The organism is Rhodoblastus sp. (genome assembly GCF_052145335.1).
Lineage (GTDB): Bacteria > Pseudomonadota > Alphaproteobacteria > Rhizobiales > Beijerinckiaceae > Rhodoblastus.
Genome location: NZ_JBKQOU010000265.1, coordinates 1 through 12,675, shown reverse-complemented (window position 1 = coordinate 12,675; position 12,675 = coordinate 1). Strand labels below are relative to the sequence as shown.

The window sequence follows — 12,675 nt, the reverse complement described above, 5'->3', positions numbered from 1 at the left end:
GGCGTGGCGCATTACTGGTCGCGTTCACGAGGGGAATTATGGCGCAAGGGCGACACCTCCGGGCAGGTGCAGGAAGTGGTGGAAATGCGCGTCGATTGCGATCAGGACGCCCTGCTGTTGCGGGTGAACGCCGGCGGCGACGGCAAGGCCTGCCATACCGGACGCAAATCCTGTTTTTACCGCAAAGTCGAAAACAGCGACGCGGGACCGCGCCTGACCTTCTCCATAGGCTAGCGGCGCCAACCTGACACTCGATACCCGGAGTTGGAGGCCGCTGTCGGCGCCGGATTGCGGGCATAGAGCGAAGGACCGGTCGCGGCGGTAGACCGGTTGATGGCTGGATGGGCAAGATGCGCCAAAAGCAAACATAAGCGGCGCAGCCCAAAGTCGCTCTATTCCGATCTGCTCGTCGGCGATCAGCAACAGGCCCTGCGATCAGTGCTTGCGCGGGTCATCTGCCGGATTGACGTAAGTGACGCCCCACGGCCCTACGCCATGCACTTGGAAGACGGTCGGCTCGGTGAACCAGGCGTAATGCACCATTCCCTTCGGAGCCTTGAAAAAGCCGCCCGCCTTCAGGGCCGTGCCCTTCGACTCGTCGAACTTGTCTCCCATCGCGATGTTAAACGTTCCCGAGATTACCGTCACATTCTCATCCGAAGGATGCGTGTGTGGCTGCACCTTGTAGCCGGAAGGCACCCTGATGCGATACACGAACGGGCCTTCCTTGCTCGGATCGCCGGCAACCACCGCAAGCTCTGCACCCTTCGGTAAGGCGGCGGGTCCGGGACCCCACTTGAGGCTGTCGGGCGCAGCCACCACGTGCTCGTCGGCGGCGACTGTGGAAAGCGGCAACATCACGAGCACCAATGCGCCAATGACCGTTCCAACGCGGGTCATAGCCGTTCCTCCTTTTCTGACTGCTAGTTTATGGAACTGCACTACGGCCTCAGGATGAACGTTTGCGGCTCCGCGAGCAATATGATTCGTGCACTGGCCCTGACCGGAAAAAAAGGAATGCGGAGCCAGACTGAGCAGCAGCAACCGGCAAAAACCGAGCGGCTTTAAACCTCCGGTTTGGTTCATAAGCACTGGTCCGGAACGTTCGCTGAGTGCGGGAAAGCCGCCGACGGGACCTTCATGTCATACTACCGCTTCGTAGGCCGAAGGTCTGGTTCGGGAAAGTCTGGTTCGGGTTGGAGAACTGTCGTTGCCGCCGCCAGCGGGCCTCAAGCCTTAGATTTGATCCGTTAGGCTAAAGCCCGAATTTGAAGCGCATCACTCGCAAGATATCGGAACGCTGGTCGGTCCAAAGCCAGCTGGAGTCAACCGCCGGCAACCCCGTCCAGCCATCCGCCGGCGTAAGACTGTCGAGGTCGCCGCCATGACCCGCCACGGCCACAACCACGGCAGGAAAACGGTGAAAATTGAAGTTGCCCGACGGGGGTTGATCGTACAACAAGCGCGCAGGAACGCCGGCGTCCCCGGCGAGAGCCGCGAGCACTGGACGCAGATCGACCGTTCGACTGCTGATGTGGAACAACAAGCGGCCGCCCGGCGCAAGCTTTCGCAAATAAAGAGCGAATGCCTCGCGCGTGATCAAGTGCATCGGTATGCTGTCCGAACTGAATGCGTCGAGCACCAGAACATCGTAAGTCCCATCCGGGGCGTCAGAAACGTTCAGCCGCGCGTCTCCTATGACGACGCGCGGTTCGTTTCCGCATCGGGCGAGGAAATGGAAAAAGCGGTCATCGCGCGCGATGCGCTCTACCAGCGGATCGATTTCGTAGAACGTCCAATCCTGGCCTGATTTAGCATAGCAGGCGAGTGTGCCGATCCCCAATCCGACCACACCGACGCGCCGCACCGATTTGGAGTCGAGCGCCGCGAAGAAGCGGCCGAACGGGCCTTCAGGGCTATAATAGGTTAGCGGCAGCCTTTCCTCTCCGGGAAGCAAGCTCTCTGCACCGTGAATTGTCGAGCCGTTAAACAGCGAACGCGTCTGTCCATTATCGACCAGACGGACGTGGTAGACGCCAAAAAAGCTACGTTCACTGACAATGTTGCCGGAAATGGCGACTAATGGAGCGACGATGCAGACGGAAACACCGAGCGCGAAGCGCCAACGTCGCGGGAAAAAGGCCAGCAGCGCCATCCCCGACACCACCAGGCACAAACAAATCAGCGCCTTCGCAGCCACCGCGCCTAATTCATTCAAGACGGTGGGGTAACTCAGGTAGCCCGGCAACAGCAATCCCAACAGGGCGAGCGGCAGCACGAAGTCCCCCCATGTGTGACCTGGCCGTGAGTCGTCAATGGTAGCGGGCTTCACCAGGCACGCAGCCACCAGCGCCAGCGGATATTCCCATATGTTGGCAAAAATCAAGGGCGCGAGCAGCGCGTTGAAGGCGCCGCCCAAAACGCCGCCAAGGGAAAGGAAGAAATAGAACTCCGTCAGCCGCGCAGGCGGCGGGCGGCGGAGCGCCAACTCGCCGTGACAGACCATGCATACGACAAAGAAGCACCCTAGATGCAACGTCAGCAGCAACAGCGGGGGCAGTTCGATGATTGACGCCTGGAACAACGCCAACAGAATAATACTGTGCGGCAGCAGCCGCGCCATAGCTGCGTGAGGCAACCACGGACGTCGTGCGAAGGTAAGGATGAAAGTAAGTAGATACAGCGCCAACGGCACGACCCAGAACAGGGGTACGGATGCAATATCTTTGGTGATGTATGCCGTGACCCCGAGCAATAGCGAGGAAGGGACGAATGCGAGCGCGGTCCAGATCAGACGCTCGCGCAGGCTGCCAGGGGGCGCGGTTTCGCGCGGCAACGTATTTTCATCTTTCCGCCCGCGAATGGCGGTCGAAGCAGCACACAGCACGATCCCGAGCGCAAGAGCACCGAAGGCATAGGACCAAAGCGTTGCTTGCCTATCGAGCGGCAAAGCTGGCTCAACAAGCATCGGATATGCAAGCAGCGCCAAAAGGCTACCAGCGTTGCTTCCTGCATATAGAAAATACGGATTACCGGCATCGTCGTGATCGAGCGCGGCGAACCAGCTTTGCAAGAGGGGCGCGGTCGCCGAGATCGCAAACGCCGGCGGTCCCACCAGCAGCGCCAACTGCATCAGCAACCATGGCGCCGGCGACGCTCCTGCCGGCGGCGCTCCGATACTAAAATCGAGCGGCAAGACCAGCGCAGCCAGCGGCAGGACTATTGCGGTATGGACCAGTATCTGCGCGAACCTCGGCAAAAGGCGGGTTAATGCGTGGGCATAGGCGTAACCAAGCAGCAGAACCCCTTGGAAAAACAAGAGACATGTGCTCCACACGGCCGGCGAACCTCCGAGCCGCGGCAGCACCATTCGGGCCACCATTGGCTCGACCAGAAACATTAGGCCCGCGCTCAGGAACAGCGTGGCGGCGAAGGCAGGGAGCACAGTAGCGGCGGGCGCCAGTCTCGCGCGTATCAGTACCGTAGACTGCAATTTAGCCCCCTGTCTCTGCGAACCGCATGAGCAAGGCAGGAGGCCGCAGCATCGGCGGGACAATACTCCGCTCGAGCCAGAACCCTGGAAAACCCAGCGTACGATGACGCGACATACTAAACTGCCGACTCATAAACGTTAGTTAATGACTTAGCCCGAGAACTTCTGGACGCCCGCTGGGCGCCATGATGAGACCCTCGCGGGCGACCACGGTAACGACGGCAAACCCGATCCACTAAGCCATCCTGACCTGGGCGAGAAACTGGTCGCATTCGCTGCCTAGCCGCTCGGCGTGGCGGGCGAGTTCGGTCACCGATTGCAGGACTTGTTCCGCCGAATCGCCGGATTGACGAGAGGCGGAGCGCACTTCCTCGATCACCTTGTTCAGTTCCGCGGTCTTGGTCGAGGTCTCTTGCACGTTCTGGGCGATTTCGCGGGTCGCCTCGCCCTGCGAACCGACCGATGTGGCGATGCAGGAGGCGATGGCGCTGACCTCATGGGTCGCCTCGGTCATGGCCCCTATCGATTCCCTGGCCTCGCGCGAGGCGCGCTGCACGCTGGCGATCTGGTCGGCGACGTCGGAAGTGGCGCGCGTGGTCTGTTCCGCCAGCGACTTGACCTCCTGCGCCACCACGGCGAAGCCCCGCCCCTGTTCGCCCGCCCGCGCCGCCTCGATGGTCGCGTTGAGCGCCAGCATGTTGGTCTGCTGGGCGATGCCGGTGATCATGGCGACAATGCCGCCGATATGGCCGATCGCCTTCGCCAGTTCGTCCATCCGGCCCCGGGTCGTCTCCGCGTCGCGCGCCGCGTCCGAAGAAATGGCATGCGAACGCGACGCCTGGCTGCCGATTTCTTCCACCGAATAGGTCAGTTCCTCGGCCGCCGCCGCCAATGACTGCACGTTGCTCGAAGCGGTTTCCGCCGCCCTTGCGCCGATCTCCGCCTGTTCGCCGGAATAGCGCGCCTCCTGCACCAATGAGCGGGCTATGTTCTCCAGCTTGCTCGTCGAACCGGCGACGGCCGACACCACGCCGCCGATCGCCGATTCGAATTTTTGCGCCAATGTTTTCATTTCCTGCGAGCGCGCCCGCTCCGCCGTCTCGCGCTGTTGCGAACGTTGGGCGCTCTGCTCCTGCGCGGCTTGACGCATCCCGATCTTGAAGTCCTCGACGGCGCGCGCCATCTCGCCCAGTTCGTCCTGGCGGTCCAATCCCGGCAGCACGATGTCGTAATCGCCCCGCGCCATGCGAAGCATGGCCGAAGTCATGCTTTGCAGGCGCCGCGAGATGGTGTGGCCGATCAGATAAGCAGCGCCGAGGAACAACAGCAGCAGAGGCGCCACAACCAGCGCGATATGCAAGGCGATCGCCTGTGTCTGCACGAAAATATCTTCGACATAGGCGCCCGAGCCGACGATCAGGCCGAGTTCGGGAATGGCGCGGACATAGGTCACTTTCTCGGCGTCGCCGCTGCGGCCCGGTTTCGGCCATGCGTAGGATGCAAAGCCCGCGCCCGCCGATTTCGCCGTCGCCAGCAGCGAACGGAACGGAAAGCCGCCATGAGCATCCCGCAGGGCCAGCATGCCTTCGCCCTCGAGTTCGGTCCTGTTCGGCGTCAGCCGCGCCACGCCGTCGAAATCGAGGGCGAATAGATAGCCGCTTTCGCCAAAACGCAGCGGACGCAGCTTTTCAAGCGCGGCATGAATGCTGCCCGCCCGGTCGGTGAGGTCTGGAACCTCTTTTGCGACAAGCTCCCGCAGCAGCGTCGCCGCCATGTCGACCTCGCGCTGCAATTCCGCCTTGCGCTGGTCGAGCGCGGAAACGTGAAATTGATAGAGCGTGAGACCGGTGCCCAGCCCCATGGTCGCCAGGGCCAGCGCGGCAAGAGCCCAGACACGGCGCGTCAGACTCAGATGAAAATTGATTTTCGACAAGGCTGTCGTCCCATGGAGTGCTTTCCGCCACCATGCGCCCCTTGAGCTTGTGTGAGACTTTCCGGCCGCGCGCAAAAAAACGCGCCGCAAATGCGGCGCGCCGAAAAACCCCCAATCCAGGAGGAACCCCGCCCGTCAGCCTCGAACCGGGGAAGCCGAGGAAGCGACGATCATATTATGCAGCGATTCGTCTGCCCCTTCGAAAAACCGCCTGACGCCACGCGCCGCCTGGCGGATGCGCTGCTCATTCTCGACCAGCGCCAGACGCACGTAGTCGTCGCCGTGCTCGCCAAAGCCAATGCCGGGCGCGACCGCGACGTCGGCCTTTTCGATCAGCAGCTTGGAAAACTCGAGGCTGCCGAGCGGACGGAATTTCTCCGGCACCGGCACCCAGGCGAACATCGACGCCGTGGGGGCAGGAATTTTCCAGCCCGCCTGGGCGAAGCTCTCGACCATCACGTCTCGCCTTTTCTTGTAGATGGCGCGCATTTCCTTGATGCAATCGTCCGGCCCGTTCAGCGCCGCCGCCGCCGCGACCTGGATCGGCGTATAGGCGCCATAATCGAGATAGCTTTTTACGCGGGCGAGAGCCGACAACAGGCGCTGGTTGCCGACGGCGAAGCCGATGCGCCAGCCAGCCATGGAGAAGGTTTTCGACATCGAGGTGAATTCGACGCAAATGTCGTTGGCGCCGGGCACCTGCAGCACCGAAGGCGGCGGGTTGTCGTCGAAATAGACCTCGGCGTAAGCGAGGTCCGACAGGATGAAGATGTCGTGTTTCTTGGCGAAGGCGACAAGGTCGCGGTAGAAATCGAGCGAGGCCACCATCGCCGTGGGATTGGACGGATAACACACCACTAAAGCGATGGGCTTGGGGATCGAGTGCATCACCGCGCGTTCGGCGGAGCGGAAAAACGCCTCGTCCGGCTCGATCGGCACCGAGCGGATCACCCCGCCCGCCATCAGGAAGCCGAAGGCGTGGATCGGATAGGAGGGATTGGGAACCAGCACCACGTCGCCCGGCGCGGTGATGGCCTGCGCCATATTGGCGAACCCCTCCTTCGAGCCGAGAGTCGCCACCACCTGGGTGTCGGGGTCGAGCTTGACTCCGAACCGGCGCTCGTAATAGGCGGCCTGGGCGCGGCGCAGTCCGGCGATGCCCTTGGAGGCGGAATAGCGGTCGGTGCGCGGCTTTCCTGCCGTTTCGATCAGTTTTTCGACGATATGGCGCGGCGTCGGCAGATCGGGGTTGCCCATGCCAAGGTCGATGATATCGGCGCCTCCGGCGCGGGCCTTGGCTTTCAGACGGTTGACCTGTTCGAACACATAAGGCGGCAGGCGCCGCACGCGATAAAAATCGCTCATCAACCTCGTCCTTTTTCTTCTTTCCGGATTTTTCGATTCCGCGGCCCGACCGCAGGGAAACATTGTGCTTACCACGCGCAACAACCGGCGCAACAATCGAATGTCAGCGATAAAGTCTAAAAATGCTCGTCCGTCACCGGCGGCGCCTTCGTCGGAGCGACCGGATCCACCTTTTCGGCGCCCAGCTTTTTCATGCGCTCGGCGGATTTTTCGCGCTCGGTGACGAGTTCCGCCTTGTCGGCCGCGACTTCCGCCGGGGTCCTGAGCGGCGCCCGCTTCTTGTCCACGCCGCTCAGATGCGAATAATCCGTATGTTCGAGATCGGGCCGCGTCTGACGGACGAAATCCGGCGCCTCGCCCGCTTCCGTGGTCATTCCCATCCAATCCGTCACAGCGCGAAAGGGATTGGTTTGCGCTTTCGCGGAGGCGCCATACAGGCAAGCGGCGGCGGCGGCGAGCGCCAGCGCCAGCGCCATATTTTTGGGGCGACGGAAAAACGCGGGAGCGGAAAAGTGATGCATTTTGGCTTGGCTTCCATCGACAGGCGCGGGCATTATCCTTAGGAAGTGCTTCCATCGGATCATTGCCCAATTTCTCGCATAAAGTCTTATTATGTCCGAAACGGGACAAGGGACCGCTAACGCCGCTCCAAAAAGGCAAGCCCGGAACCACCAAAGAGGGAACGTCATGACCGCCAGCCAGGATTCCCGGCCCAAACGGCCCGCCAAAAGCGCGGCTACGCCGCGAGACAACAAAGTCGTCCGCCGGACCGTGAAAAAGCCGGCAGCCCCAACGGCCAATCCGGAAGCGCCGCCCCCTCCGCCGCTCAAATCGGTCGCGAAACGGTCGGTCTCCAAAGTGTCGGTCGCCGCATCCACGGTCGCCGCAGAGACTGCGGCCGCCGAATCCGTCGTCTTGAAAAAGTCCCCGGCGAAGCGGGCCGCCCCCAGGCCGCGCGCCGCCGCGCCCGCGGCCAAAACTGTGGTCCAGCCCCCGGCGAAGCCGGTCGCAACCAAGGCCCCGCCGAAGCCGGTCGCAACAGAAGCCCCGTCGAAGCCGGTCGCGACAGAGGCCCCGGCCGAATCCGTCGCCGCCGCGCCGACGCCTCCCGCCGCGCCGCCTCACGCCGCGCCCGCGAAACCCGTCGCGCCGCCTGCTCCGGCGACGGAAGCCGCGGCCCGTCCAGCCGAAGCGCCCGCCTCCGGCGCCGCCGGCCCCAATTTCGAAAGGATGGCCGACAACCTGGCCAAGGCCATGGCGCATGGCGGCAAGGCGCTGGCGGCGATGGTCAAGCCGGTCGAACAAGGCAAGATGAAGTCGGGCTTTTCCGAGGATCTGGCCGACGCCATGAAGACCTTCGGCCATGTCGCCGAATACTGGCTGGCCGATCCGCGCCGGACGATCGAGGCGCAAGCCAGCATTTCCAGCAATTTCCTCGGGCTTTGGGCCAACACCTTGCGCCGCATGGCCGGCGAGGAAAAACAACCCTACGTCCCTGTCGACCCCAAGGACAAGAGATTTGCCGCGCCCGACTGGCAGGAAAATCCCTATTTCGATTTCCTGCGCCAAGCCTATAGCCTTGCCAATAACTGGGCCAATTCGATGGTCGACGGCGCTCATCTCGACAAGCCGACGCGCGACAAGGCGGCCTTCTACCTGCGGCAATTATCGGGGGCCCTGTCGCCGTCGAATTTCCTGATGACCAATCCCGAACTCCTGCGCACCACCTGGAAGGCGGACGCGGAAAATCTGGCGCGCGGCATGAAAATGCTGGCCGAGGACATCGAGGCGGGCGGCGGCAACTTGAAAATCCGCCAGACCAGCGGCGACAAGTTCAAGCTTGGCGTCAATCTCGGCACCACGCCCGGCAAGGTGGTGTTCCGCAACGACTTGATCGAATTGCTGCAATATGCGCCGACCACCGAGGAAGTTTTCCGCCGGCCGCTGCTGATCATCCCGCCGTGGATCAACAAATTCTACATTCTCGACCTCAACGCCGAGAAAAGCTTCATCAAATGGGCGGTGTCGCAGGGTCTCACCGTGTTCTGCATTTCCTGGGTCAATCCCGACGCGCGCCATGCCGACAAGGATTTTTACGCCTATATGCGCGAGGGCATTTTCGCGGCGCTCGAGCAGATCGAGAAAATCACCGACGAGCGGCAGGTCACCGCCGTCGGCTATTGCGTCGGCGGCACCCTGGCCGCCGCCACCCTCGCCTATATGGCGGCCAAGAAGGACGATCGCATTTCCAGCGCCACCTTGTTCACCACCCAGGTCGATTTCGCCGACCCGGGCGATCTGAAGATCTTCGCCGACGAAGACCGGATCAAGAACATCGAAGAGGAAATGCACGCGGCCGGCTTCCTGCAAGGCAGTTCGATGGCCAACGCCTTCAACATGCTGCGGCCCAACGACATGATCTGGTCCTATGTCGTCAATAATTACCTGAAGGGCATTGAGCCAATGGCCTTCGACCTGCTGACATGGAACTCGGATTCCACGCGGATGCCGCGCGCCAACCATTCCTACTACCTGCGTAATTGTTATCTTAACAATCTGTTCGCGCAGGGAAAAATGGTTCTGGGCGATGAAAAGCTCGATCTCCACAAGATCAAGATCCCTGTCTATAACCTCGCCGCCAAGGAAGACCATATCGCCCCGGCCAGATCGGTGTTCAACGGCGCCAAGCTGTTCGGCGGCGAAATGCGCTATGTGATGGGCGGGTCGGGCCATATCGCCGGGGTGATCAACCCGCCCGGCCCCAAGCCGAAATATCAATACTGGACGGGAGAGCGGCCGTTTGGAACCTTCGAGGACTGGGTCGCCAAGGCGGAGGAACATCCCGGCTCATGGTGGCCGGACTGGATGCAATGGGTCTCCGCTCAGGCGCCGGAAAAAGTTCCGGCCCGTGAGCCCGGCGGCGGCAGGGTGGAACTGCTCGGCGACGCACCCGGTGAATATGTAAAGGTCAAGGCCTGAGGAAACCCGGCGCCCTCCTTGCCGTGAGAACGCCGGCCGCCCCGAGGCGTTTCGAATCCAACCGATTCGCAGCGCCTCATGGGGGTGGGGCGGTTCATTTCGGGACGGGGGGAGCGGATATGCGTCAGTTCAGCAAATTCGGCGTTTTCGCCGCGCTCGGCGCCCTGCTTGCGCCGGCAGCCCCGGCTGTGGCCGGGGCGCATGTCTGCGCGGGGCCGGGGCGGCCGCACCATGTCCATCACATTCACGTGCGGTCGGTAACGAGCGTCCGCTCCCGAATCGACAATGGCGCTTATGGCTATGTCGGGGGCTATCCTTCCGCCACGCCCTATTCGGATGACGCGTCCGGGCCTTATCCGGTTGGCTACGAAGGGTCGAGCTGGTCGCCCACCGGCTATGGCGTGGTCTATAATGTGCCGCCGGCGCCCTATCTGCCGCCGCGCATAATCTATGTGTACCGCCATCCCGACTTTCCGCAGGAAAACGGCGTCACCGTTGTTCGCGGCGGCGCGGTGTCCGCGGATTATTGAGACGCAAGGTTGTGGGGCGCGTCGCGCGCCTCGTGACGAAATCTCGTCGATCCATTGAAAGACCTCTGGCGCCCAAGGCCCGAAAGCGCCAAATTCGCGTCATAAGTTCGCTGTCCGTCATGAAGCGGCGGCGCTTCAGCTCATTCGAGGTCCGTCATGATCGAACTCCTGCGAGGCGCAATCCTGAAAGGCGCCCGCGCTTTATTTGCGCTGACGATTTTAGCGCCCCTGTCGATAGCTCAGGCGGCGGAGGCGCCGGCGACAGCCGCCAGGCCGTCGACTTTCTCCTCGAATCATCGGATCGTCGGACCGGGCAATTGGCAGAATCAGCACCCCAGTCGCGCGCCGGTCAAACCCCAGCCGTGGTCCGGCCATCCACGGTGATTCACAGCCCCAGCATCAATTGCAGGTTCTGCACGGCGGCGCCCGAAGCGCCCTTGCCGAGATTGTCGAGCCGCGCGACGATCACCGCCTGACGACGCGCCTCATTGGCGAAAACCCGGATTTCCAGATCGTTGGTTCCGTTCAGCGCCTCCGGCTCCAGCACGCCCGAACTTTCCGCCGCGACGACGCGGACATGATCGCGCCCCGCGTAATGGGCAGCCAAAGCCGCTTCGAGATCGCCGCCCTGCGGGCGTCCGGGCAGGTCGTCGAGCGCCAGCGGCAGGCTGACCAGCATGCCCTGGCGGAATTTGCCGACCGATGGAACGAAGATCGGCCGGATCTGCAAACGGCCATAGACCATGATTTCCGGCACATGCTTGTGCTCCAGCCCGAGCCCGTAAAGCTCGAAGGCCGAGGCCTTGCCGGATTCGAAATCCTCGATCATCTGCTTGCCGCCGCCGGAATAGCCCGAGACCGCATTGATCGTCAGCTGATGGTTCGGCGCGATCAGGCCGGCGTCGATCAGCGGCCGCAGGATGGCGATGGCGCCGGTGGCGTAGCAGCCGGGATTGGCGACGCGCCGCGCCTTGGCGATGGCCTCGCCCTGCCCCGCCGCCAGTTCGGGAAAACCATAGGTCCAGCCCGGCGCGATTCTGTGCGCCGTGGAGGCGTCCAGCACACGCGGGCTCTTGTCGCCGAGCGAGTCGGCCAGAGCCACGCTTTCCTTGGCGGCGGCGTCGGGCAGGCAGAGGATGGTCAGATCGACGCTGGCGAGGATTTCCGCCTTGGCCTCCGCGTCCTTGCGCTTTTCCGGGGCGATGGAGACGATGACCACATCGTCCCGCTGGCCAAGCTTTTCGCGGATTTGCAGGCCGGTGGTGCCGGCTTCGCCATCGATGAAGATTTTTTTGGGCGCGTTGGTCATGGTAAATCCCCGGTCGAAAGGCTCGATTTTGCAGCGGTGTAACGCAATGCTGTGACAGCGCAAATAAAAACGGCGGGCCAAAGCCCGCCGTTTCGAAATCGTCGCCGAAAAGATCAGCGCTTCGAGAACTGGAAGCTGCGGCGGGCCTTGCGCTTGCCGTATTTCTTGCGCTCGACGACGCGCGAGTCGCGGGTCAGGAAGCCGGCCTTTTTCAGCGCGCCGCGCAGAGAAGGCTCGTAGTAGGTGAGCGCCTTGGACAGGCCGTGGCGCACCGCGCCGGCCTGGCCGGACAATCCGCCGCCGGCGACCGTGACGGTGATGTCATACTGGTCGTTGCGGTTGGCGATGCCAAGCGGCTGCTGCAGGATCATGCGCAGCACCGGACGGGCGAAATAGACTTCGAGTTCGCGGCCGTTGACGGACACCTTGCCGGAGCCGGGCTTGATCCAGACGCGGGCGACGGCGTTCTTGCGCTTGCCGGTGGCGTAGGCGCGGCCGAGCTTGTCGATTTTCTGCACATGGACGGGCGCCAGCGTCGCCGGTTCGGCGGTCGCGCTCTTGAGGTCCTGCAGGGAGGAAATGGTCTCGGCCATGATCAATCGTTCCTGGCGTTCTTGGGGTTCAGGGCGGCGACGTCGAGAACCGTCGGGTTCTGCGCCACATGGGGATGTTCGGCGCCCTTGTAGACGCGAAGGTTGGACAATTGCTTCACGCCGAGCGGGCCGCGCGGCAGCATGCGCTGCACCGCCTTCTCGACCACGCGCTCCGGAAAGCGACCGTCGAGAATGAACTTCGCGGTGCGTTCCTTGATGCCGCCGGGATAGCCGGTGTGGTGGTAATAGACCTTCTGCTCGCGCTTGCGGCCGGTCAGAACCACTTTTTCCGCGTTGATGACGATGATATTGTCGCCATCGTCCATGTGGGGCGTGAACGTCGCCTTGTGCTTGCCGCGAAGGCGCAGCGCGATGATCGAGGCGAGGCGGCCGACGACGAGGCCCTTGCCGTCGATCAGCACCCATTTCTTCTCGATTTCGGCGGCCTTGGCCGAATAGGTCTTGCCGTACAT

At 62.6% G+C, this 12,675-nt stretch carries 11 protein-coding genes; 3 read left to right on the top strand and 8 right to left on the bottom strand.

The genetic code is table 11. The annotated features are described in order from the left end of the window. A partial coding sequence (locus tag ACLP2E_RS16780) for a phosphoribosyl-AMP cyclohydrolase (protein WP_442466576.1) occupies positions 1-234 on the top strand: 234 nt, incomplete at its 5' end. Positions 235-435: 201 nt separating this feature from the next. Here ACLP2E_RS16780 and ACLP2E_RS16775 read toward each other — a convergent pair. From ACLP2E_RS16775 to ACLP2E_RS16755, 5 genes are all read right to left on the bottom strand, one after another. Continuing rightward, complete coding sequence (locus tag ACLP2E_RS16775; protein WP_442462851.1) at positions 436-1,086, bottom strand: cupin domain-containing protein; 651 nt, start codon at positions 1,084-1,086, stop codon at positions 436-438. A gap of 169 nt (positions 1,087-1,255) precedes the next feature. Then, positions 1,256-3,493 (bottom strand): spermidine synthase, encoded by a 2,238-nt coding sequence (locus tag ACLP2E_RS16770; protein WP_442462850.1) that lies wholly within the window; start codon positions 3,491-3,493, stop codon positions 1,256-1,258. 235 nt (positions 3,494-3,728) lie between these two features. Further along, complete coding sequence (locus ACLP2E_RS16765; protein WP_442462849.1) at positions 3,729-5,426, bottom strand: methyl-accepting chemotaxis protein; 1,698 nt, start codon at positions 5,424-5,426, stop codon at positions 3,729-3,731. Positions 5,427-5,561: 135 nt separating this feature from the next. After that, positions 5,562-6,791, bottom strand: coding sequence for an LL-diaminopimelate aminotransferase (locus tag ACLP2E_RS16760; protein ID WP_442462848.1), 1,230 nt, complete (start codon positions 6,789-6,791; stop codon positions 5,562-5,564). A 116-nt stretch (positions 6,792-6,907) separates the two neighbouring features. Next, positions 6,908-7,312 (bottom strand): hypothetical protein, encoded by a 405-nt coding sequence (locus tag ACLP2E_RS16755; protein WP_442462847.1) that lies wholly within the window; start codon positions 7,310-7,312, stop codon positions 6,908-6,910. Between the two features lie 166 nt (positions 7,313-7,478). On the opposite strand from ACLP2E_RS16755, the gene ACLP2E_RS16750 reads away from it, so the two are divergent. Together ACLP2E_RS16750 and ACLP2E_RS16745 are read left to right on the top strand one after the other, a co-directional pair. After that, entirely contained in the window at positions 7,479-9,770 is a 2,292-nt protein-coding gene (locus tag ACLP2E_RS16750; protein WP_442466575.1) for a PHA/PHB synthase family protein, read from the top strand. A 119-nt stretch (positions 9,771-9,889) separates the two neighbouring features. Then, positions 9,890-10,300, top strand: a complete 411-nt coding sequence (locus ACLP2E_RS16745; protein ID WP_442462845.1) for a hypothetical protein — start codon at positions 9,890-9,892, stop codon at positions 10,298-10,300. A 385-nt stretch (positions 10,301-10,685) separates the two neighbouring features. Here ACLP2E_RS16745 and argC read toward each other — a convergent pair whose 3' ends face one another. The 3 genes from argC to rplM all read right to left on the bottom strand — a co-directional run. Next, positions 10,686-11,609 carry an N-acetyl-gamma-glutamyl-phosphate reductase gene (argC, locus tag ACLP2E_RS16740; protein WP_442462844.1) on the bottom strand — a complete coding sequence of 308 codons (924 nt, stop codon included), beginning with the start codon at positions 11,607-11,609 and terminating at the stop codon, positions 10,686-10,688. Positions 11,610-11,722: 113 nt separating this feature from the next. Then, the gene (rpsI, locus tag ACLP2E_RS16735; protein ID WP_442462843.1) at positions 11,723-12,202 is read right to left on the bottom strand and encodes a 30S ribosomal protein S9; all 480 of its coding nucleotides are present in this window, start codon (positions 12,200-12,202) and stop codon (positions 11,723-11,725) included. Positions 12,203-12,204: 2 nt separating this feature from the next. After that, positions 12,205-12,675 (bottom strand): 50S ribosomal protein L13 (rplM, locus tag ACLP2E_RS16730; protein ID WP_442462842.1); only part of this gene is annotated, 471 nt, incomplete at its 5' end.